The sequence below is a fragment of the Burkholderia sp. Cy-637 genome (genome assembly GCF_011753175.1).
Lineage (GTDB): Bacteria > Pseudomonadota > Gammaproteobacteria > Burkholderiales > Burkholderiaceae > Burkholderia > Burkholderia gladioli.
The window spans coordinates 11,555-34,273 of record NZ_VWWC01000039.1 but is presented as its reverse complement, the minus strand read 5'-3'; the positions used below and the strand labels follow the sequence as shown (position 1 = coordinate 34,273).

Annotated in this window: 13 protein-coding genes and 1 pseudogene; 6 read left to right on the top strand and 8 right to left on the bottom strand. The window is 63.0% G+C overall.

What is annotated here, in order from left to right; genetic code table 11:
* The first annotated feature begins 98 nt into the window (after nucleotides 1-98).
* Nucleotides 99-1,022 carry a LysR family transcriptional regulator gene (locus tag F3J10_RS13605; protein WP_025101102.1) on the top strand — a complete coding sequence of 308 codons (924 nt, stop codon included), beginning with the start codon at nucleotides 99-101 and terminating at the stop codon, nucleotides 1,020-1,022.
* Between the two features lie 31 nt (nucleotides 1,023-1,053).
* Here the strand turns inward: F3J10_RS13605 and F3J10_RS13600 are convergent, their stop codons facing one another.
* Genes F3J10_RS13600 through F3J10_RS36650 form a run of 4 tightly spaced genes read right to left on the bottom strand, consistent with a single transcriptional unit; the run spans nucleotide 1,054 to nucleotide 5,492 of the window.
* The gene (locus tag F3J10_RS13600; RefSeq protein ID WP_025101103.1) at nucleotides 1,054-1,587 is read right to left on the bottom strand and encodes a DUF4019 domain-containing protein; all 534 of its coding nucleotides are present in this window, start codon (nucleotides 1,585-1,587) and stop codon (nucleotides 1,054-1,056) included.
* 49 nt (nucleotides 1,588-1,636) lie between these two features.
* Nucleotides 1,637-2,788 carry a DUF2827 domain-containing protein gene (locus F3J10_RS13595; RefSeq protein WP_025101104.1) on the bottom strand — a complete coding sequence of 384 codons (1,152 nt, stop codon included), beginning with the start codon at nucleotides 2,786-2,788 and terminating at the stop codon, nucleotides 1,637-1,639.
* 23 nt (nucleotides 2,789-2,811) lie between these two features.
* A complete protein-coding gene (locus F3J10_RS13590) occupies nucleotides 2,812-3,960 on the bottom strand; it encodes a DUF2827 domain-containing protein (protein WP_167242298.1) in 1,149 nt (382 codons plus the stop codon).
* Nucleotides 3,957-5,492 (bottom strand): YadA-like family protein, encoded by a 1,536-nt coding sequence (locus F3J10_RS36650; RefSeq protein WP_345791207.1) that lies wholly within the window; start codon nucleotides 5,490-5,492, stop codon nucleotides 3,957-3,959. The genes F3J10_RS13590 and F3J10_RS36650 overlap by 4 nt, the downstream gene beginning before the upstream one ends.
* Between F3J10_RS36650 and F3J10_RS36645 the strand changes: the two genes are divergently transcribed.
* Both F3J10_RS36645 and F3J10_RS36640 read left to right on the top strand, forming a co-directional pair.
* The gene (locus F3J10_RS36645) at nucleotides 5,383-15,657 is read left to right on the top strand and encodes a hypothetical protein (protein WP_345791206.1); all 10,275 of its coding nucleotides are present in this window, start codon (nucleotides 5,383-5,385) and stop codon (nucleotides 15,655-15,657) included. The genes F3J10_RS36650 and F3J10_RS36645 overlap by 110 nt on opposite strands.
* 60 nt (nucleotides 15,658-15,717) lie before the next feature.
* Nucleotides 15,718-15,978, top strand: a complete 261-nt coding sequence (locus F3J10_RS36640) for a hypothetical protein (RefSeq protein WP_036054277.1) — start codon at nucleotides 15,718-15,720, stop codon at nucleotides 15,976-15,978.
* Between the two features lie 874 nt (nucleotides 15,979-16,852).
* Here F3J10_RS36640 and F3J10_RS13580 read toward each other — a convergent pair.
* The 3 genes from F3J10_RS13580 to F3J10_RS13570 all read right to left on the bottom strand — a co-directional run bounded on the left by F3J10_RS13580 (nucleotide 16,853) and on the right by F3J10_RS13570 (nucleotide 18,980).
* Nucleotides 16,853-17,755 (bottom strand): hypothetical protein, encoded by a 903-nt coding sequence (locus F3J10_RS13580; protein WP_013689425.1) that lies wholly within the window; start codon nucleotides 17,753-17,755, stop codon nucleotides 16,853-16,855.
* 109 nt (nucleotides 17,756-17,864) lie between these two features.
* A complete protein-coding gene (locus F3J10_RS13575; protein ID WP_013689426.1) occupies nucleotides 17,865-18,080 on the bottom strand; it encodes a hypothetical protein in 216 nt (71 codons plus the stop codon).
* 264 nt (nucleotides 18,081-18,344) lie between these two features.
* Nucleotides 18,345-18,980 (bottom strand): NAD(P)H-dependent oxidoreductase, encoded by a 636-nt coding sequence (locus F3J10_RS13570; RefSeq protein ID WP_017917979.1) that lies wholly within the window; start codon nucleotides 18,978-18,980, stop codon nucleotides 18,345-18,347.
* A 369-nt stretch (nucleotides 18,981-19,349) separates the two neighbouring features.
* On the opposite strand from F3J10_RS13570, the gene pcp reads away from it, so the two are divergent.
* Entirely contained in the window at nucleotides 19,350-19,997 is a 648-nt protein-coding gene (gene pcp, locus F3J10_RS13565; protein WP_167242297.1) for a pyroglutamyl-peptidase I, read from the top strand.
* Nucleotides 19,998-20,055: 58 nt separating this feature from the next.
* Here pcp and F3J10_RS13560 read toward each other — a convergent pair whose 3' ends face one another.
* Nucleotides 20,056-20,346: a hypothetical protein gene (locus tag F3J10_RS13560; protein WP_166913238.1), complete on the bottom strand. Its 291-nt coding sequence runs from the start codon at nucleotides 20,344-20,346 to the stop codon at nucleotides 20,056-20,058.
* A gap of 108 nt (nucleotides 20,347-20,454) precedes the next feature.
* Between F3J10_RS13560 and F3J10_RS13555 the strand changes: the two are divergent.
* A pseudogene (locus F3J10_RS13555) lies at nucleotides 20,455-21,737 on the top strand (glycine betaine/L-proline ABC transporter ATP-binding protein); the annotation flags it as partial.
* Nucleotides 21,730-22,623: a choline ABC transporter permease subunit gene (gene choW / locus F3J10_RS13550; protein ID WP_025100362.1), complete on the top strand. Its 894-nt coding sequence runs from the start codon at nucleotides 21,730-21,732 to the stop codon at nucleotides 22,621-22,623. The pseudogene F3J10_RS13555 and the gene choW, both read left to right, overlap by 8 nt.
* Nucleotides 22,624-22,719 lie beyond the last annotated feature (96 nt).

Genomic DNA, 22,719 nt, shown 5'->3' with positions numbered 1-22,719 from the left:
CAGCCGGCGGCGCCGGCCGTGAGTCGCTCACTATGCGCCCCCGGCTCGATGCGATAAAGTGCGCCAATCTGAACGCACTGTTATTTTCAAACATCACAATGCAGAACCTGGATGCGCTGCGGATCTTCGTCAGGGTGGCCGAGATGGCGAGCTTCACGCGTGCCGCGGAAAGCCTCGGCATCCAGAAGGGGCGCGCCTCGAACACGGTGCGCGCGCTGGAGGCCGAGATCGGCGCGCGGCTGCTGCACCGCTCCACGCGCACCGTGCAACTGACCGAGGACGGCCACGCCTTCTACCAGCGCGCCCAGGACCTGCTGGCCGATGCCGAGGCGCTGCAGTCGATGTTCACCAGCGAGCACGACGTGCCGCTGCGCGGGCGCCTGCGCGTGGACCTGCCCAGCGAGATCGCGCGCAGCGTGCTGGTGCCGGCGCTGCCCGGCTTCATCGCGATGCATCCGGAGCTGGCGCTGGAGGTGTCGAGCACCGACCGGCGCGTCGACCTGATCCAGGAGGGCATCGATTGCGTGCTGCGGATCGGCGGGATCGTCGACGAATCGCTGGTGGCGCGGCGGCTCGGCAGCCTGCGCATGGTGAACGCGGCGAGCCCTGAATACCTCGCCCGCCATGGCGTGCCGCGCAACCTGCGCGAACTGGCCACCCAGGGCCATCGGCTGGTCAACTACACCATGAGCTTCGCCAACCGGCCGACCGTGTGGGACTACGTCGAGCGCGGGCGGCCCGCCACGCTGGCGCTGCCTTGCGCGCTCAGCGTCAACAGCGTGCAGACCTATCACGCGGCGGGGCTGGCCGGCATCGGGCTGATCCAGGCGAGCCGCTGGCGGCTGCTGTCCTACCTGGAAAGCGGCGAGCTGGTGGAGGTGCTGCCCGAGTATCGTCCGGCCTCGCTGCCGGTCTGGTTCGTGGTGGCGCACCGGCGCAACCTGTCGCGCCGGGTGCGGGCCTTCATGGACTGGATCGAGGCGCTGCTGAAGCCGCACTTCGACGGCGAGGAGGAGGCCTGAGCAGGCCCCTCGGTCGTGAGGCGCCGCGGGCTTACTGGCTGCCCGGAATCGGCCCTTGCGCGACGCGCGGCACGTAGCCCGTCAGGTGCCAGCGGCCGTCGTTCTCGAGGCGGAAGCTGACCTTCTCGTAGACCACCTTGCCCGAGGTCTGCGTGGTGGCGTAGTCGACGTTGGCATAGAGGCCGTCGGGCACGTCCTTGGCGCCCGTGTAGATGATGCGCGTGACGGCGGCCCAGCCGCGGCTCTTGATGGCACCGACCAGTTGACGCGACTGGCGCGTGTCGTCGGAGAAATGCTGCTCGTCGTAGCGCTGCTTCACGAACGGCGCCACGTCGGTGTAGAGGTCGTGGAAGCGGCCCGTATCGATCATCTGGAGTGCGAAGTCGGCGTTGCGCAGCAGCTCGTCGGCCGAGGTACCCGCGTTGACGGGCGCGAGCGAGAGCGTCGGCGCATTGCCGGCTGCCGCGGCGGCCGGCGCCGGCGTCTGGGCCTGCGCGAGCTGGGCGAAGGCGGCGAGGGCGCCGAGCGTGGCGAGTGTGGCGCAGCGGACGAAGATCGATTTCAAGTGGCCTCCGGGTTCGAAGTCGATGTGGCGAGTTGGCTAGGGCGCTGCCTCAGCGATAGAGTGCGGCCAGCGCTTCCGTGTAGGCGGCGACGTTGTCCGGGTTGTGGATGTCGACCGAGTGCAGCAGATGGGCCGCGTGCTCGCGGTAAGCCTCGAGGTTCGCGTCGTGCTCGCGGAACGCGCGCAGCAACTGGCGGCCGCCTTCCTCGCAGTCGAAATCCGGGTAGTAGTAGCCGCAGGGGCCCAGGAAGGGCGAGTTGTGGACCAGCGGGTAGCCGCCGTACAGCAGTTCGTAATAGAGGTAGTTCTGGGCGTTTTCCCAGGTATGGGAGATCACCACGTCGCCGTGATGCGACATGAACTCGTAGATCGCGAAACGCCCCTCGAAGGTCGCCAGGCTGTGGTTGACGATGTCGAGGCTGCGCGCGAAATGCACGAAGGTCGTGTGGTCCTTCATGTGCAGCGTGTTGCACACGCGCACGAACTCGACGAAGGCGGGCTGCTCGCGATAGGCCGCCTCGGCGATCAGCATCGGGATGATGCTGGTCTTCACCATGCAGATATTCGGTTCGAACATCGTCACGCGCCAGCGCGAACGGCCCGGCTGGTAGCCGTAGGAACGGCCTTCCTCGAGCTGGTTGCGCGCCTTGTCGAACAGCATCGGATGCCAGATGTGCGGCACGATCGTGACCTCGCGGCGCAGGCCCGATTCGAGGTAGTGGCGGCACGAGTGTTCGAACTCGGGGATGGTCCAGACGCCGTCGTAGCGCGCGCCGGAAAACAGGAAGCCCGAGGGTTTGTCGAACATCGCGCGCTCGATGTCGATCACATAGTCGTTGCCCACGCGCATCGTCACCACCTTGCCGCCGCGCTCGCGGAAGGCCGCGATCCAGTTCGCGTTGAACTGTGCGCTCATCTCGATCAGCACGTCGCAGCGCGTCATGGCCTCGTCCATCGAGACCAGCGGCACCTGCCACTCGTCGAGCATCATCTGCGGATCGGCGGATTCGTTGTTGCCGCCGTTCACCATCAGCACCTCGCCGACCAGCGGCGACTGGCGCAGCAGCAGCACCAGCAGCAGGCAATTCTGGAAAATCCCGTTTTCCCACAGCGACTGGCCGGCGCCGCGCACATAGAGCGAGACGCCCACGACGAGACGCTTGCCGCCGTTCGGAAGATCACGGACGGGAATATCGGACATGCAGGTTCTCCCGCGGAAATCGGTCAGGCCAGGAGGCGCTCGACGTAGGCGTCGAGGTTCGCCGGATTATCGATCGACACGCGCTGCAGCAGGGCGTTTGCCTTCGCGCGGTAGCTGTCGAGGTTGGCGTCGTGCTCGCGCCAGGCCTGGTGCAGCACGCGCCCGCCCGTGGCCGAATCGAACTCCGGATAGTAGTAGCCGGCGTCGCCCAGCATCGGCGAATTGTGGATCAGCGGATAGGCGCCGTACAGCACGTCGTAATAGAGGTAGTTCTGCGGGTTCTCCCACTGGTGGGAGATCACCGCGTCGGTGTGCTGGGCCAGGAACGAGGGCAGCTCGACGCGCGGCTCGAAGGTGGCCTTGTGGTGGCGCACCAGGTCGAGGCTGTTCGCGAAATGCACGAAGGTGCTGTGCTCCTTCATGTGCATCGAGTTGATCACGAACATGTGCTTCACCGCATCGGGCTGCGCGCGGTAGAACTCGTCGGCGACCAGCATCGGGTAGTGGCAGCTCTTCACCACCGAGATGTTCGGTTCGAGGATCGCGAGCCGCCAGTCGGTGCGGCGGCCCGCCTGGTAGCCGAACTGGATGCCTTCCTGCGCGAGCGCGGCGATGCGGCGATCGACGAAATGCGGCGACCAGATATGCGGCATGGAATAGACCGGCGCGCGCATCAGCGTGCGCAGCAGCGGCTTGGCCGTCTTGTCGTCCTTGGGCAGGATCCAGACTTCGTCGTAGGGGCCGCCGTTGAAGATGTGGCCCGACGGCTGGTTGAAGATCGGCGTTTCGCAGAGGCCGGCGTAGACATTGCCGACGAAGCACATGATCAGCTTCTTGCCCAGCGTCTTCATGTACTTGAGCCAATCCACCTGCAACTGGGCGCCCATCTCGATCACCACGTCGAGCTGGTGCGAGACGTCGCGCGGATTGACCAGTTCGACGTCGAGTCCGCCGAAATCGAGGCCGGTGGGGATCTGCTTGGCATCCCCGCCGTTGAGGAAATAAATCCGGCCGATGCGGTCGGATTTGCGGAGCATCATCGCCAGGAAGGCGATGTTCTGATGAATACCGTTTTCCCAGATCGCCTGGCCGTCTCTCGCGAACAGCGAGATGCCGACGGTCAGGCGCCTGTCAGGTTCCCCCGCGGGGGACGATGGCAAGGATTCGATCACCAGCTGTATCCATATCCGACACCGTACGTCTTGTTCTGGCCCGAGACGCCGATGCCCAGTTTCAGAATGCCGTTGGTCGTCACGTGCGCGCTTGCGCCGAACGCCATGCCGGACTCGCCGGCGAAGCGCGCGACACCGATCGCCATGTTGACGGTCTTGCCGGGCTCCACCTGCGGCAGCATCGTCAGCGCCGTGGCGGCGGCGATCCCCTGCCGTGCCATCTGGTTGGTCTGCTGGACCGCCTGCTGGGTCTGCGCGAGCTGCGAACCGAGCAGGTTGAGCTGGCTTTGCTGGCCGGAGAAGGATTGTGACATAGAAGTCGACAGCGCATTCAACTGGTTGAGGTTGACTGCGTCCGTGCCTTCCGTGCCCGCCGCGACGTTGGTGATCTGGCGTTGCTGGGTCGAGCTGCCGACCGACACCACGTTGGATCGGCCGCCATCGGTCGAGCCCTGGCCGAGCGCCACCGAGTTCGAGCCGGCGCTGACCGACGGCGCCTGCGCGCCCGGCGCCGACATGTCGGCCGCGTAACCGCCGGCGCTCAGCGAGCGCGTGGTGTTGTTGGCCGCCGTGGTGGACAGCGAGGCCACCTGGGAGCTGACCGTGCCGAGGCTCGAGGACAGCGAGGTGACCGAGTTGTTGGTCGACGACAGGCTGGTGGACAGCGAGCCGATGCTGGTCGAGGTGGCGGTCGACAGCGACGTCACGCTGCTGCTCGTGTTCGACAGGCCGGTGGACAGCGAGCCGGTGGTGGTCGAGGTCGAGGTGGACAGCGAGGAGACCGAACTGTTGGTCGTGGAAACCCCCGTCGAGAGCGAGCTCAGCGAGGTGGAGGTGGACGAGGACAGCGCGTTCAGCGAAGTCGAGGTCGAGGTGGACAGCGAGGCCACCGAGCTCGAGAACGCGCCGGCCGCGCTGCTCAGGCTGCTCGACAGCGAGGCCACCGCTGCATTGGTCTGGAACAGCTGGCTGCCGTTTACCGCGTCGGTGCTGGTGGCCGAGATCCGGCCGGCGGCGAGGCCCGTCAACTGCCGTTCGAAACCGGGCGCGCCGATGTTCACCGTGCCGGCCGGGTTGCTGCCGGCGAAGTTGCCGAAGGTGATGCCGCCGACCGTCGCCGAACTCACCGGCACCGCCGTGGTGGTGATCGAACCGCTGCCGATGGCCACCGAGTTGTCGATGTTCGCGACGGCGTTCGGGCCGATCGCGACGCTGTCCACGCCGGTGGCGATCGAATCCGCGCCCGTCGAGTTGGTGTGGAAGTACTTGATGCCGTTCGAGTTGATGCTGTCGAGCGCATCGCCGACGTTGTTGACGTTCGCGGTGGTGCCGTTGGCCTTGTAGGTCGTGTAGGTCGGTGCCGTCAGCGTGCCGGTGGCCGGGTCGTAGGTCGAGCCGCCGCCCAGTGCCGAAGCCACGCTGTTGCCGATCTTGCCCGACGAGTTGGCGATCGAGCTGACCGAGGTCGACAGCGAGCTGACGCTCGACGAGGTGGACGTCGACAGCGAGGCGACGTTGCTGTTGGTCTGCACCAGGCCGGTGGACAGCGAACCGGTTGCCGTCGACAGGGAGCCGATGCTGCTGGTGGTCGAGGACAGGCCGGTGGACAGCGAGCCGATGCTGGTCGAGGTCGAGGACGACAGCGAGCCGATGTTGCTGTTGGTGGAGCTGAGGCCGGACGACAGCGAAGAGACGTTGCTGTTGGTGGTCGAGAGTCCGGTGGAGAGCGAGCCGACGCTGGTCGAGGTCGAAGACGACAGCGAGCTGATGTTGCTGTTGGTGGAGCTGAGGCCGCTCGACAGCGAAGTGACGTTGCTGTTGGTGGTCGAGAGGCCGGTGGACAGCGAGCCAACGCTGGTCGAGGTCGAGGACGACAGCGAGCTGATGTTGCTGTTGGTGGAGCTGAGACCTGACGACAGCGAAGTGACATTGCTGTTCGTGGTCGAGAGGCCGGTGGAGAGCGAGCCGACGCTGGTCGAGGTCGAAGACGACAGCGAGCCGATGTTGCTGTTGGTGGAACTGAGGCCGGACGACAGCGAGGAGACGTTGCTGTTGGTGGAGCTCAGGCCGGAAGACAGCGAAGTGACATTGCTGTTGGTGGAGCTGAGGCCGCTCGAAAGCGAGGTGACGTTGCTGTTGGTGGAGCTGAGGCCGCTCGACAGCGAGGAGACATTGCTGTTGGTAGAGCTGAGGCCGGACGACAGCGAAGTGACGTTGCTGTTGGTCGAGCTCAGGCCGGACGACAGCGAGGTGACGTTGCTGTTGGTGGAGCTGAGGCCGGACGACAGCGAGGTGACGTTGCTGTTGGTGGAGCTGAGGCCGGACGACAGCGAGGTGACATTGCTGTTGGTGGAACTCAAGCCTGACGACAGCGAAGTGACGTTGCTGTTGGTGGAGCTAAGGCCGCTCGACAGCGAGGTGACGTTGCTGTTGGTGGAGCTGAGGCCGCTCGACAGCGACGAGACGTTGCTGTTTGTCGTCGACAGACCGCTGGAGACGGACGAGGACAGAGACGAGACATTGCTGTTGGTAGAGCTGAGGCCGGACGACAGCGAAGTGACGTTGCTGTTGGTGGAGCTGAGGCCGGACGACAGCGAGGTGACGTTGCTGTTGGTGGAGCTGAGGCCGGACGACAGCGAAGTGACGTTGCTGTTGGTGGAACTCAGTCCGGACGACAGCGAGGTGACGTTGCTATTGGTCGTGGACAGGCCGCTGGAGACAGATGAGGACAGCGACGAAACATTGCTGTTGGTGGAGCTCAAGCCGGACGACAGTGACGTGACATTGCTATTGGTGGAGCTCAGGCCGGACGACAGCGAAGTGACATTGCTGTTGGTGGAGCTCAGGCCGGACGACAACGAAGTGACATTGCTGTTGGTGGAACTCAGTCCGGACGACAGCGAGGTGACGTTGCTGTTGGTGGAGCTCAGTCCGGACGACAGCGAAGTGACATTGCTGTTGGTGGAGCTCAGGCCGCTCGACAGCGAGGTGACATTGCTGTTGGTGGAGCTCAGGCCGGACGACAGTGAGGTGACGTTGCTGTTGGTGGAACTCAGTCCGGACGACAGCGAGGTGACGTTGCTATTGGTCGTGGACAGGCCGCTGGAGACAGATGAGGACAGCGACGAAACATTGCTGTTGGTGGAACTGAGGCCGCTCGACAACGAAGAGACATTGCTGTTGGTGGAGCTCAAGCCGGACGACAGCGAGGTGACATTGCTGTTGGTGGAGCTCAGGCCAGACGACAGCGAGGTGACGTTGCTGTTGGTGGAGCTGAGGCCGGACGACAACGAAGTGACATTGCTGTTGGTCGAGCTCAGGCCGGACGACAGCGAAGTGACGTTGCTGTTGGTCGTCGACAGACCGCTGGAGACGGACGAAGACAGTGACGAGACATTGCTGTTGGTGGAGCTGAGGCCGCTCGACAGCGACGAGACGTTGCTGTTAGTCGTCGACAGACCGCTAGAGACTGACGAGGACAGCGACGAGACATTGCTGTTGGTAGAGCTGAGGCCGGACGACAACGAAGTGACATTGCTGTTGGTAGAGCTAAGGCCGGACGACAGCGAAGTGACGTTGCTGTTGGTGGAGCTCAGTCCGGACGACAGCGAGGTGACATTGCTGTTGGTGGAGCTCAGGCCGGACGACAGCGAGGTGACGTTGCTGTTGGTGGAGCTCAGGCCGCTCGACAGTGACGAGACGTTGCTGTTTGTCGTCGACAGACCGCTGGAGACGGACGAGGACAGCGAAGAGACATTGCTGTTGGTAGAACTCAGTCCGGATGACAGCGAAGTGACGTTGCTGTTGGTCGTGGACAGGCCACTGGAGACAGACGAAGACAGCGACGACACATTGCTGTTGGTGGAGCTCAGGCCGGACGACAGTGAGGTGACGTTGCTGTTGGTCGTCGACAGACCGCTGGAGACGGACGAAGACAGCGACGAGACATTGCTGTTGGTGGAGCTGAGGCCGCTCGACAGCGAGGTGATGTTGCTGTTGGTGGAGCTAAGGCCGCTCGACAACGAAGTGACGTTGCTGTTGGTCGTTGACAGACCGCTGGAGACGGACGAGGACAGCGACGACACATTGCTGTTGGTAGAGCTCAGTCCGGACGACAGCGAAGTGACGTTGCTATTGGTCGTGGACAGGCCGCTGGAGACAGACGAGGAAAGCGACGACACATTGCTGTTGGTGGAGCTCAGGCCGGAAGACAGCGAAGTGACATTGCTGTTGGTGGAGCTGAGGCCGCTCGACAGAGAGGTGACGTTGCTGTTGGTGGAGCTGAGGCCGCTCGACAGCGAGGAGACATTGCTGTTGGTGGAGCTGAGGCCGCTCGACAGCGAGGAGACGTTGCTGTTGGTGGAGCTCAGGCCGCTCGACAGCGACGAGACGTTGCTGTTGGTCGTCGACAGCCCGCTGGAGACGGACGAGGACAGCGAGGAGACATTGCTGTTGGTGGAGCTGAGGCCGCTCGACAGCGAAGTGACATTGCTGTTGGTGGAGCTCAGGCCGGACGACAGCGAAGTGACGTTGCTGTTGGTGGAGCTGAGGCCGGACGACAGCGAGGTGACGTTGCTGTTGGTGGAGCTGAGGCCGGACGACAGCGAGGTGACATTGCTGTTGGTGGAACTCAAGCCGGACGACAGCGAAGTGACGTTGCTGTTGGTGGAGCTAAGGCCGCTCGACAGCGAGGTGACGTTGCTGTTGGTGGAGCTGAGGCCGCTCGACAGCGAGGAGACATTGCTGTTGGTGGAGCTAAGGCCGCTCGACAGCGACGAGACGTTGCTGTTGGTCGTTGACAGACCGCTGGAGACGGACGAGGACAGCGAGGAAACATTGCTGTTGGTTGTCGACAGGCCGCTGGAGACGGACGAGGACAGCGACGAAACATTGCTGTTGGTAGAGCTCAGTCCTGACGACAACGAAGTGACATTGCTGTTAGTGGAGCTCAGGCCAGACGATAGCGAGGTGACGTTGCTGTTGGTCGTCGACAGCCCGCTGGAGACGGACGAGGACAGCGACGAGACATTGCTGTTGGTGGAGCTCAGGCCAGACGACAGCGAAGTGACGTTGCTATTGGTCGTCGACAGTCCGCTGGAGACAGACGAAGACAGCGATGACACGTTGCTGTTCGTCGTCGACAAGCCGCTGGAAACGGACGAAGACAGCGATGACACATTGCTGTTGGTTGAGCTCAGTCCGGACGACAGCGAGGTGACATTGCTGTTGGTGGAGCTGAGGCCGCTCGACAGCGACGAGACGTTGCTGTTGGTGGAGCTAAGGCCGCTCGACAACGAAGTGACGTTGCTGTTGGTCGTTGACAGACCGCTAGAGACGGACGAGGACAGCGACGACACATTGCTGTTGGTAGAGCTCAGTCCGGACGACAGCGAAGTGACGTTGCTATTGGTCGTGGACAGGCCGCTGGAGACAGACGAGGAAAGCGACGACACATTGCTGTTGGTGGAGCTCAAGCCGGACGACAGTGACGTGACATTGCTGTTGGTTGTCGACAGACCGCTGGAGACGGACGAGGACAGCGACGACACATTGCTGTTGGTGGAGCTCAGTCCGGACGACAGCGAAGTGACATTGCTGTTGGTGGAGCTGAGGCCGCTCGACAGCGAGGAAACATTGCTGTTGGTGGAGCTCAGTCCGGACGACAGCGAGGTGACGTTGCTGTTGGTGGAGCTGAGGCCGCTCGACAGCGAAGTGACATTGCTGTTGGTCGTGGACAGGCCGCTGGAGACGGACGAAGACAACGACGACACATTGCTGTTGGTGGAGCTCAGGCCGGACGACAGCGAAGTGACGTTGCTGTTGGTCGTCGACAGACCGCTAGAAACGGATGAAGACAGCGACGAGACATTGCTGTTGGTTGTCGACAGACCGCTGGAGACGGACGAGGACAGCGACGACACATTGCTGTTGGTTGAGCTCAGTCCGGACGACAGCGAAGTGACATTGCTGTTGGTGGAGCTGAGGCCGCTCGACAGCGAAGTGACATTGCTGTTGGTCGTGGACAGGCCGCTGGAGACGGACGAAGACAACGACGACACATTGCTGTTGGTGGAGCTCAGGCCGGACGACAGCGAAGTGACGTTGCTGTTGGTCGTCGACAGACCGCTAGAAACGGATGAAGACAGCGACGAGACATTGCTGTTGGTCGTAGACAGACCGCTGGAGACGGACGAGGACAGCGACGAAACATTACTGTTAGTGGAACTCAGGCCAGACGACAGCGATGTGACGTTGCTGTTGGTGGAGCTCAGGCCAGATGACAACGAAGTGACGTTGCTGTTGGTGGAGCTGAGGCCGCTCGACAGCGAAGTGACGTTACTGTTAGTCGTAGACAGACCGCTGGAAACGGACGAGGACAGTGACGAGACGTTGCTGTTGGTGGTCGACAGACCGCTGGAGACGGACGAGGACAGCGACGAAACATTGCTGTTGGTCGAGCTCAAGCCGGACGACAGTGACGTGACATTGCTGTTGGTGGAGCTCAGGCCAGACGACAGCGAGGTGACGTTGCTATTGGTGGAACTGAGGCCGCTCGACAGCGAAGTGACGTTGCTGTTGGTAGAGCTGAGGCCAGACGACAGCGAGGTGACGTTGCTGTTGGTCGAGCTCAGGCCGGACGACAGTGACGTGACATTGCTGTTGGTGGAGCTCAGGCCGCTCGACAGCGAGGTGACATTGCTCGTTGTCGTTGACAGTCCTGTCGACAGTGATCCAACGCTTGTCGAAGTCGAAGACGACAAGGACGAAACAGTGCTGTTCGTGTTGCTTAACCCAGTGGATAGCGAGCCGATCCCCGTCGACAGCGAGCCAACACCGGTAGACAGCGAGCCAATCGTCGTGGAGAGCGAGCTGACGCCGGTCGACAGTGAACTGATACCTGTCGACGCTGATGTCGAAAGGGAGCTGATGCCTGTCGAAACCGAAGTCGATAAAGATGTGACGTTGCTATTGGTTGTCGACAGGCCACTAGAGACTGACGAAGACAGCGATGACACATTGCTGTTTGTGGAGCTCAATCCACTCGACAACGAGGTGACGTTGCTGTTGGTCGTTGACAGACCGCTAGAGATGGACGAGGACAGCGACGAGACATTGCTGTTGGTCGTCGACAGGCCGCTGGAAACGGACGAAGACAGCGAAGACACATTGCTGTTGGTGGAGCTCAATCCACTCGACAATGAGGTGACGTTGCTATTGGTCGTCGACAGACCGCTGGAGACAGACGAAGACAGCGATGACACGTTGCTGTTCGTCGTCGACAAGCCGCTGGAAACGGACGAAGACAACGATGACACATTGCTGTTGGTGGAACTGAGGCCGCTCGACAACGACGAGACATTGCTGTTGGTGGAGCTCAGGCCTGACGACAGCGAAGTGACGTTGCTGTTGGTGGAGCTCAGGCCTGACGACAGCGAAGTGACGTTGCTGTTGGTGGAGCTCAGGCCGCTCGACAGCGAGGTGACGTTGCTATTGGTAGAGCTGAGGCCGCTCGACAGTGAGGTGACGTTGCTGTTGGTGGAGCTCAGGCCAGACGACAGTGAGGTGACGTTGCTATTGGTCGTCGACAGGCCGCTGGAGACGGACGAAGACAACGACGACACATTGCTGTTGGTGGTGCTCAGTCCAGACGACAGCGAAGTGACGTTACTGTTGGTCGTCGACAGACCGCTGGAGACGGACGAAGACAGCGACGACACATTGCTGTTGGTGGAGCTCAGGCCGCTCGACAACGAAGTGACGTTGCTGTTGGTCGTTGACAGACCGCTGGAGACGGACGAGGACAGCGACGAGACATTGCTGTTGGTCGTCGACAGACCGCTGGAGACGGACGAAGACAGCGACGACACATTGCTGTTGGTGGAGCTCAATCCACTCGACAGCGAGGTGACGTTGCTATTGGTGGAGCTCAGGCCGCTCGACAGCGAGGTGACGTTACTGTTGGTTGTCGACAGGCCACTGGAAACGGACGAAGACAGCGACGTCACATTGCTGTTGGTGGAGCTCAATCCACTCGACAATGAGGCGACGTTGCTATTGGTCGTCGACAGTCCGCTGGAGACAGACGAAGACAGCGATGACACGTTGCTGTTCGTCGTCGACAAGCCGCTGGAAACGGACGAAGACAGCGATGACACATTGCTGTTGGTGGAACTGAGGCCGCTCGACAACGAAGAGACATTGCTGTTGGTGGAGCTCAGGCCTGACGACAGCGAGGTGACGTTGCTGTTGGTGGAGCTAAGGCCGGACGACAGTGACGTGACGTTGCTGTTGGTGGAGCTCAGGCCGGACGACAACGAAGTGACATTGCTATTAGTCGAGCTGAGGCCGCTCGACAGCGAAGTGACGTTACTGTTAGTCGTCGACAGACCGCTGGAAACGGACGAGGACAGCGACGAAACATTGCTGTTGGTTGTCGACAGACCGCTGGATACAGACGAGGACAGCGACGAGACATTGCTGTTTGTGGAGCTCAGTCCAGACGACAACGAAGTGACGTTGCTATTGGTCGTCGATAGACCGCTGGATACAGACGAAGACAGCGATGACACATTGCTGTTCGTGGTGCTCAGTCCAGACGACAGCGAAGTGACGTTGCTATTGGTCGTCGACAGACCGCTGGAGACGGACGAGGACAACGACGACACATTACTGTTCGTGGTGCTCAGTCCAGACGACAGCGAAGTGACGTTGCTATTGGTCGTCGACAGACCGCTGGAGACGGACGAAGACAGCGATCCGACATTGCTGTTCGTGGAGCTCAGTCCAGACGACAGCGAAGTGACGTTACTGTTAGTCGTCGACAGACCGCTGGAAACGGACGAAGACAGTGACGAGACATTGCTGTTGGTGGAGCTCAGGCCGCTCGACAGTGAGGTGACGTTGCTGTTGGTGGAGCTAAGGCCGGACGACAACGAAGTGACATTGCTATTGGTCGAGCTGAGGCCGCTCGACAGCGAAGTGACGTTACTGTTAGTCGTCGACAGACCGCTGGAGACGGACGAAGACAACGACGACACATTACTGTTGGTGGAGCTCAGTCCGCTCGACAGCGAAGTGACGTTGCTGTTGGTCGTCGACAGCCCGCTGGAGACGGACGAAGACAACGACGACACATTACTGTTGGTGGAGCTCAGTCCGCTCGACAGCGAGGTGACGTTGCTGTTGGTCGTCGACAGCCCGCTGGAGACGGACGAGGACAACGACGACACATTGCTGTTGGTAGAGCTCAGTCCACTCGACAGCGAAGTGACGTTGCTGTTGGTCGTCGACAGACCGCTGGAGACGGACGAGGACAACGACGAGACATTGCTGTTAGTGGAGCTCAATCCACTCGACAGCGAGGTGACGTTGCTAGTGATCGTCGATAGCCCGCTGGAAATCGACGTCGCGCCCGAGGACAACGATGCCACCGTGCTGTTGGTGCTCGACAGTCCTGACGAAAGGGAAGTCACCGAGCTGGTGGTCGTGGACAACCCGGTCGAGAGCGATTCAACGCTGGTCGAAGTGGACGACGACAACGAAGCCACGTTGCTGTTGGCCGTCGACAAGCCGCTGGAAATCGAGGTCACGCCGGATGACAGCGAAGTTACCGAGCTATTGGTACTCGAGAGGCCGGACGACAGGGAGGTCACGGAGCTTCTGGTCGTGGACAAACCAGAAGACAGCGACGTGACATTGCTGTTCGTGGAGCTCAGCCCGCTCGAGAGCGAAGTGACATTGCTGTTGGCCGTCGACAGCCCGCTGGAAATCGAAGTCACCCCCGACGAAAGCGAAGTCACCGAGCTATTGGTGCTCGACAGCCCCGACGACAGAGAGGTCACCGAGCTGCTGGCGGTGGACAAGCCGGAGGAAAGCGAGCCGACGCTGGTCGAAGTGGACGACGACAACGAAGCCACGTTGCTGTTGGCCGTCGACAAGCCGCTGGAAATCGAGGTCACCCCCGATGAAAGCGAAGTCACCGAGCTATTGGTGCTCGACAGGCCCGACGACAGAGAGGTCACCGAGCTGCTGGCGGTGGACAAGCCGGAGGAAAGCGAGCCGACGCTGGTCGAAGTGGACGACGACAACGAAGCCACGTTGCTGTTGGCCGTCGACAAGCCGCTGGAAATCGAGGTCACCCCCGATGAAAGCGAAGTCACCCCCGACGAAAGCGAAGTCACCGAGCTATTGGTGCTCGACAGCCCCGACGACAGAGAGGTCACCGAGCTGCTGGCGGTGGACAAGCCGGAGGAAAGCGAGCCCACACTGGTCGAAGTGGACGACGACAACGAAGCCACGTTGCTATTGGCCGTCGACAAGCCGCTGGAAATCGAGGTCACGCCGGATGACAGCGAAGTCACCGAGCTATTGGTGCTCGACAGGCCCGACGACAGAGAGGTCACCGAGCTGCTGGCGGTGGACAAGCCGCTGGAAAGCGAGCCGACGCTGGTCGAAGTAGACGACGACAACGAAGCCACGTTGCTATTGGCCGTCGACAATCCACTGGAAATCGAGGTCACGCCGGATGACAGCGAAGTCACCGAGCTATTGGTACTCGACAGGCCCGACGACAAGGAGGTCACCGAGCTGCTGGCGGTAGACAAGCCGCTGGAAAGCGAGCCCACACTGGTCGAAGTGGACGACGACAACGAAGCCACGTTGCTATTGGCCGTCGACAATCCACTGGAAATCGAGGTCACCCCCGACGAAAGCGAAGTCACCGAGCTATTGGTGCTCGACAGCCCCGACGACAGGGAAGTCACCGAGCTGCTGGTGGTGGACAAGCCGGAGGAAAGCGAGCCGACGCTGGTCGAAGTGGACGACGACAACGAAGCCACGTTGCTATTAGCCGTCGACAAGCCACTGGAAATCGAGGTCACCCCCGACGACAACGAAGCCACATTGCTATTGGCCGTCGACAGCCCACTGGAAATCGAAGTCACCCCCGACGACAACGACGTCACCGAGCTATTGGTGCTCGACAGCCCCGACGAAAGCGAACCGATGGAGCTCGTCGTCGACGACAAGCCCGACGACAGGGACGTGACGCGGCTATTCGTGGTGGAGAGCCCGCTCGAGGTCGAGGTCGACAGGCTGGCGATCGAGCTGGTGGTCGTGCTCAGGCCGGTGCTGAGCTGCGAAACCGTCACGGCATCGGTTGGCGCCGAGCCGTCGGCGACATTGGTGATGCGCCGCAGCGCGGTGGCCGAGCCCACCGACACTTCCGAGGTCGGCGCCGCCTGGCCGGTCAGGAAACCGGTGGTGGTGGGCGCGGCCGCGGCGGTGGTGCTGCCCGAGCCGATCGCCACGCTGTTCGCATACTGGGCGGAAGCGTTGGGCCCCAGCGCCACGGCGAACTGGTCCGATGCGGTCGCTCCCGCCCCGGCAGCCAGCGCAGAGGTGGCTGTGGCGACCGAGAACCGGCCGATCGCGATCGAGCTTGTACCCGACGCTGTGGCGCCACCGCTGCCGGTGCTGTTGCCGCCACCGATCGCGACGGCACTGCTGCCGGTCGCGAGCGTGTCGTTGCCGATCGCGGACGCGCCCACGCCTTGCGCGTTTGAACCGGAGCCGACTGCAATCGCGCTCGAGGCAGTCGCCACGGCGTTGTGGCCGAACACGGTGGAAAACACGCCGGTGGCGGTGGCGCCGTTGCCGATGGCCATCGAGGTGGAGCCGGTGGCGGTCGAGCCGTAGCCGAGTGCCATCGAGGCCGCACCGGTCGACGTCGCATTCGAGCCGAGTGCGATCGAGCCGGTGCCGCTCGCGGTGGTGCCACTCGGCGCGAATACTCCGAGCACGGCCGCATTGCCGCCGATCGCGATGGTCGAGGTCGAGGCCGCCACCCCGCCGCCGGTCGCGTACTGCGCCTGCGCGACCTGGTTGGTCGCGCCGGCCACCAGCACCGCGGTGGTCACCGCCTTGGCCACGGCCGACTTGTTTGGTTTTCCCCGTGCCGAATCGTTTTCGGAAGCAGCCACCCACGCCCCGAGAGATTCGTTCCAGATCGAGCGGTAATTGCGATTCATGCGGCCTATCTCCACGGACCCGTGCAATGAATCAGGCAGTTTCAGTCGCCGTCTCTGCCTTGCGCGGGAAAACTAATCAATTGCGCGGATTCTATTGGAGGCGGCTAATTTCAAATGAAAACAACTGCAAACTACCTGGGATCAACTGTGAAACATTGTTGTCGATTACTGCTCCATCGGTCTGTTAAATTTCTTCAAGAGCCGGTAAATCGTTTGCGTGGAGCCTCCGTGGACACCAAAAAGTCCGTGTTGAGTGGCTTGAAGCTACTGATACTAAAGGATATTCAACAATTTTACAGAATCATTCTGCGATATTTAGAGTATCGAAATTTGACAATCTTGCGATTTTATACTCTACAATCCGTATTCGGCATTGATAAAAGATAAAACCTTAAGAAAGCCCTCTGTTTGATTATTGAGCAGGTTGGAAACGATTTTTCGAATCGTTTAAGTATCGATATTGCATCGCGGCAAAAATAGGAATTGGGGATGAATCGCTGCGAGCCGCCCGGCGTCGCGGAAGGCTGGTTCCGATGGAATTCCCGGTTTGAAACTCGAGAGGGATCGACGGGGATTTCAGACAGGACGTGGATAATCCCGTCCATCTTCACGGCAGGGCGCCGCCCGCCGGCATGGGCCGCGTCCCAACATGCGGACAGATGGTGACCAAGTGTGTCGTGACGAACGACGCGTGATCGCAGGCGTTGTCGGCCGGCAACAGCCGTGTGCGCATGCAGCAGCTATCGCGATCGGTGCACGTGCATGCGATGAAGCGAGACGGGGGAAGGCAAGGAAAGAAAGGTGCCGATGCAACCAATCGGCCGCGCCCGATGCGAGCGCGGCCGGGCCACTTCTCCGGCGGCTTACTTCTTGATGAACTTCAGGGCGAGGCGGGCCATGCGGGGGACGAACTTCGGACGCAGCAGCCGAGGATCGTAGCCCGCCATGCGGCGCTCGTTCTCGGCCAGGCAGAGTTCGATCAGCTCACGCGGCTTGAGCGCCTCGTTGCCGACCGTCGCCGCGGCATTGGCCGGAAAGTTCGCATCGTGGGCCACGCCGTCGGTATCGATGCCGCGCGCGATGCCGATGCGGTCGCGGATCAGCGTGATCCAGATCGCCGCGACGCGCAGGAAGAACCACGGCCGCTTCCACCAGGGCAGGTTGCGCCAGTACCAGGCGTACCAGTTCACGAAGAACAGGATGTGGCGGCCTTCTTCCTGGATCACGGGCTCGAAGGTCTCGACCAGTTCCTCCGGGAAGAAGCCTGATTGCTGGGCCGAGCGGAACAGCCCGAAGGCGAAGAAGCTGTCGATGCATTCGCTGAAGCCGGTCAGCACCCAGGCCCATTCGGGATCCGTCGGCGCGGGATAGGGCGGTTCGGGCGCGAGGGCGATGCCATAGGCTTCCACCAGCTTCGACAGCACCACCTTGTGGCGCGCTTCCTCGCCGCCGTCCATCTGCAGCGCCGAGCGCAGCAGCGGATCGGCCACGGTGGCGGCGAAGGTGGCCACCCGGATCGAGGCGCGGCCTTCGGTCTGGACCGCGATGTCCCAGATCGGCAGCGCGGTGAGTCGCTTCAGTTCGGCCGGCGATAGCGGCGGCCAGTCGATCACGGCCGGTTTGTAGGGGTTATGGGTGTCGAGGAGCATTCGGCAGAACATCTGCTTGTGCGCCTCGGAGCCGATGCGGACGGGACCGGTGCTGTCATGCGCCCAATGGCGCATGGCGTGATCGGCCGCCTGCTCGTGCTGTAGCGTGTCGGACATGAGCTTGATCTGGGTGTCTGGCGGAAAATCGCAACGGCTTATTCTTGCATAGGCAGTCGATTTTCGCGTTTTCGGGCCAGGACACCGCCCACGTCCGTCTTGCCGAAGCTCAACTATGCGCGTCGATCCAGATGCGCCCCCAGCGCGAGGCGTAGGCCAGCGCGTGGGCCTCGTCGAAGAAGAAGTCGATCGCATCGAACGAGTAGGCGCGGGAGGGGCCCGCGGCGGTCTTCTCGATGGTCAGGTTCGCGGCGAACAGCCCGTTAGGCTGGCGGGCGGCCGCAGGCGCCATTTCGTAGCCTTTGTAGCGGATCGGACGAATCATTGCAGGACGAAATCGAGTACGGGAGTGTGCAGCGTAAGCTGCGCGCGAGCCGGCCGGAACCAATCTTTCCGGCGAAGCATATGCGCGGCCCGGCGCGAATGCATATGGCCCGACACGATGCCGGGCGGCCGGATGGAAAACGGAAGGAACTGCAAAAAACAACAAAAAAGGCCCCAAAAGGGCCTTCAGTCATGCCGAAAACGGCAAGAAACCGCAAAGTCGCCAAAATTCACCGATCTCGCCCGGCCGAAGCCGGCGCGGCGCTCAGTTCGAGGCGAGCTTGAGCACCGGGGCGGCGATCTGCGTCGCGGCGCGGTGCGAGGCGAAGGCCAGCGCGAACTCCGCGGCTTGCGCGCCGACCGTCTCGAGCTGGCCGGCGACCTTGGCGTCGGAGCAGGTGTCGGCCGTCTCGAAGCGCGTCTCCAGCGTGTTGACGGCGGCGCCGAACGGCGTCGGCCAGCCGCGCAACGCGTGGACGATCGAGCGCAGCGAACTCAGCACCGTGCCGGCGGCCTGCCAGCCATAGGCGGTGACGATCACGCCCACCGCGCGTCCGTCCAGGTAGGGGCGCTGGTCGGCACGCAGTTCCTCAAGCGTGTCGAGCGCGTTCTTCACCAGGCCGGACACGCCGCCGTGGTAGCCGGGCGTCGCGATGATCACGGCGTCGGCTTCGCGCACCGCCTCGATCAATTCGATCTGGGATTCACTCAGGCCTTTTTGTTCGGGCGCGTAATGGGGCAGGGAATGCAGGAACGGGCCGTCGAACAGCCGCGTGCGCGCGCCGGCCGCCTGGGCGCCGCGCAGCGCGAAATTCAGGGCGCGCTCGGTCGACGAAGCCGCGCGGGTGGTGCCGCCGATGCCGACGATGAACGGCCGGCGGTGTTGATCGAATGCAGTCAAGATGTGCTCCCGGGAATGCGGTGCCTGATCAGACAGGCTCGAACGAGCATGTTAACGAGCCGTGCCGGCCGCGGGAAACGACTTTTCGTTCTATCGATATGCGTTTGCGCGAGGCAAGTCCTGGCCGCCGGAGCTCGTTTGGATAGCAGAAATGCTTGGTTCGACCGGCCCCGGCGCGTCGATATGATCGTTTCATGGCACCTCGCTGGTGTCGTCTCTGACATGGGTTGGCCCCGCCCTCGGCAACGTCGGCGGGGCATTTTTTCTTGATTCCGGCGGCTTGGGCGGCGCGCGGCGGAAATCCGGCGCGCCGGGTCCGAGCTTTCGGGCCTAACATGAGAGCCTGCCCAACCAGACCGCTTCGTTTCGATGAGTACCATCCTCCTTACCGGTTTCGAGCCCTTCGGCGGCGACGCCCTCAATCCTTCCTGGGAAGCCGCGCGCTGCGTCGACGGCGAAACCCTCGCCGGCGCGCGCGTGGTGGCGCATCGCCTGCCCTGCGTGGTCGAATCGGCGCCGCGCGCGCTGGCCGAAGCCATCGAGGCGACCGATCCGGCGCTGGTGCTGTGCCTGGGTCTGGCCAGCGGCCGTCCCGACGTTTCGGTCGAGCGAGTCGCCATCAACGTGGTCGATGCGCGGATTCCCGACAATGCCGGGCGCCAGCCGATCGACGAGCCGGTGGTGGAGGGCGGCCCGGCCGCCTACTTCTCGACGTTGCCGATCAAGGCGCTGGTGCGCGACCTGCGCGAGGCCGGGATTCCCGCCTCGGTCTCGCAGACGGCCGGCACCTACGTCTGCAACACCGTCTTCTACGCGTTGATGCACTTCGCCGCCACGCAGCGTCCTTCGCTGCGCGGCGGTTTCATCCATGTGCCCTGCCTGCCCGAGTTGGCCGCGCGCCATCCCGGGCTGCCGAGCCTCTCGCTCGATACGCTGGCCCGGGCGATTCGCATCATGGCCGTCACCGCGCTCGAGCGACGCGAGGACATCCGGCTGGGCGCCGGCGCCGTGCATTGAGACGGCGGGGCGCCGTTCGAGATCGGGGCGCGTGCCCCAGGCAATCGCTGCGCGATCCTCAGGAAACCTGAGCATCGTCCTTGTCATGGGAAACCGGTGCATGCGCAAGCAACCATCGTCGGGCGCGCGCGAGCCGGTGCCGCGAAGCTTTCAGGCCGATATCGCCGGCCGGGCGGTGGTGCGACCGGGTTGCACCTGCCGCGTCCGGCCGCATCGAACGATCGTGCGCCGAAGGGGCAGCGGGCCGCATCGGCGATCGGACATGTTCTTGTCGAATTGCGACCTCGCGGCTTGTGTTTTTCCGCCGCGATCCGCGCCGCGCGTCGCTCATGCCGCGTTGCGGGATCATGGGGCACGATCCGCGTCCATCAAGGCTTTTCGCTTGACGCGGCGCCGCAAGCGGGCCCCCGCCGCCGCGTCTGCCGCGCCGGTGCTGGCGGAGCACGACAAATACCCGTGTCGTATTTGCGCAAGCGACTGTCGGAATTCGTCGGCTACCCCAAGTTTTTTCTGGCAACCATTGAGGCACGCTCTGATGGTGAGCCCCAGCTACACGAGGAGAAGGTTTCGATGGATGCCCCCAAGGTCGTAGTCGAAGGTCTGTGCAAGGTTTTTGGTAACAACCCGAAGCAGGCGCTCGACATGCTCGCAGCCGGGTCGACGAAGGACGATATTTTCAAGCAGACCGGCCAGGTGGTCGGGGTGCACGACGTATCGTTCGACGTGCAGGAAGGCGAGATTTTCGTGCTGATGGGCTTGTCCGGTTCGGGCAAGTCGACGCTGATCCGCCTCGTCAACCGCCTGGTCGAGCCGACCGCCGGCAAGGTGCTGATCGACGGCCGCGACGTGGCCTCGGTGCGCCGCTCGGAACTGACCGCGCTGCGCCGCACCGACATGAGCATGGTGTTCCAGTCCTTCGCGCTGATGCCGCAGCGCACCGTGCTGTCGAACGCCGCGTTCGGCCTGGAAGTGGCCGGCGTGGGCCGCAAGGACCGCGAGCGCCGCGCGATGGACGTGCTCGAGCAGGTCGGCCTGGCCGCGTTCGCGAAGAAGCTGCCCGCCGAGCTGTCGGGCGGCATGCAGCAGCGCGTCGGCCTGGCCCGCGCGCTGGCCGTCAATCCCTCGCTGATGATCATGGACGAGGCCTTCTCGGCGCTCGATCCGCTCAAGCGCAAGGAAATGCAGAACGTGCTGCTGCAGCTCCAGAAGGAGCAGCGCCGCACCATCATGTTCGTCTCGCACGACCTGGAGGAGGCGCTGCGCATCGGCACGCGCATCGCGATCATGGAGGGCGGCCGCCTGGTGCAGGTCGGCACGCCGCAGGACATCATCGCCAACCCGGCCGACGATTACGTCCGCGCCTTCTTCGAGGGCATCGACACCAGCCGCTACCTGACCGCCAGCGACCTGATGCAGACCGGCGCCGTGCCGATCGTCTCCAGGCTCGACGCGGCCAACGTGGCCGCCACGCTCAACGGCAGCGCCGAATACGCCTTCGTGCTCGACGAGGCGCGCAAGATCCGCGGCTTCGTCACGCGCGACGCGCTCGGCATGGCCGCGCCCGACGTGCGACAGATCGAGTCCATCCCGCATGACGCCACGCTCGACCACGTGGTCGAACGCGTGGTCGCCAGCCCCAACGCGCTGCCCGTGGTCGACGACCAGGGCTGCTACTGCGGTTCCGTCGATCGGGCCGTGCTCCTGAAGGCCATCACCCGTTCGCGAGGCTCCCATGTCTGAACTGATTCCGCTCGGCACCTGGGTCGATCAATCCGTCCGCTACCTGCTCGACCACGACGCGAAGACCTTCGACACGATCGGCCAGGTGATCGAGAGCCTGGCCGCGCTGGTCGAGCACGGCCTGCAGGCGATCCCGATGTGGCTGCTGATGGCGATCTTCATCGGCGTGGGCCTCTGGCGCGTGGGCTGGCGCTTCGCGATCTTCACCACGCTGGCCCTGCTGCTGATCTTCGCGACCGGCTTCTGGGACCAGACCGTGATCACCCTGGGCCTGACGCTGTCGTCCACCATCATCAGCCTGGTGCTGGGCATCCCGCTCGGCATCTGGGCGGCCAAGAGCAAGTGGGTGTCGGCCATCGTGCGGCCGATCCTGGACCTGATGCAGACCATGCCGGCCTTCGTCTACCTGATCCCGGCCGCGATGCTGTTCGGCCTGGGCCGCGTGCCGGGGATCCTCTCCACGGTGATCTTCGCGATGCCGCCGGCGGTGCGCCTGACCAGCCTCGGCATCCGCCACGTGAACCGCGAGATCGTCGAGGCCGGGCAGGCCTTCGGCTGCACGCCCTGGCAGTTGCTCTACAAGGTGCAGTTCCCGAATGCGCTGCCCTCGATCATGCAGGGCGTGAACCAGACCATCATGATGGCGCTGTCGATGGTGATCATCGCCTCGATGGTCGGCGCGGGCGGCCTGGGCAACGACGTGCTGGCCAGCATCCAGCGCCTCGATATCGGCCTGGGCTTCGAGAGCGGCCTGTCGGTGGTGCTGCTCGCGATCATCCTGGACCGCATCACGGAGAGCTTCGGCCGTGCCCCGGGCGCTGCCCGCGCGCCGCTGTTCTCGGGCTTTCGCCAGTTGTTCGGCATGAAGCCCGCCGTGCAGGCCTGAGGCCGGCGCTCCCGCCTTTCCCGTTCCATCCGCTTCGCTTCTGTTGCCGGTGCCGGCGGCCACGTGCCGCCGGGGCCGGCTTCGTGCAACCTGCTC

Coding starts and splice junctions, on each gene's coding strand:
- F3J10_RS13605 (WP_025101102.1), top strand. CDS start 99: ATGCAGAACCTGGATGCGCTGCGGATCTTCGTCAGGGTGGCCGAGATG.
- F3J10_RS13595 (WP_025101104.1), bottom strand. CDS start 2,788: ATGTCCGATATTCCCGTCCGTGATCTTCCGAACGGCGGCAAGCGTCTC.
- F3J10_RS13580 (WP_013689425.1), bottom strand. CDS start 17,755: ATGTCCGACACGCTACAGCACGAGCAGGCGGCCGATCACGCCATGCGC.
- F3J10_RS13575 (WP_013689426.1), bottom strand. CDS start 18,080: ATGATTCGTCCGATCCGCTACAAAGGCTACGAAATGGCGCCTGCGGCC.
- pcp (WP_167242297.1), top strand. CDS start 19,350: ATGAGTACCATCCTCCTTACCGGTTTCGAGCCCTTCGGCGGCGACGCC.
- F3J10_RS13560 (WP_166913238.1), bottom strand. CDS start 20,346: ATGATCCCGCAACGCGGCATGAGCGACGCGCGGCGCGGATCGCGGCGG.
- choW (WP_025100362.1), top strand. CDS start 21,730: ATGTCTGAACTGATTCCGCTCGGCACCTGGGTCGATCAATCCGTCCGC.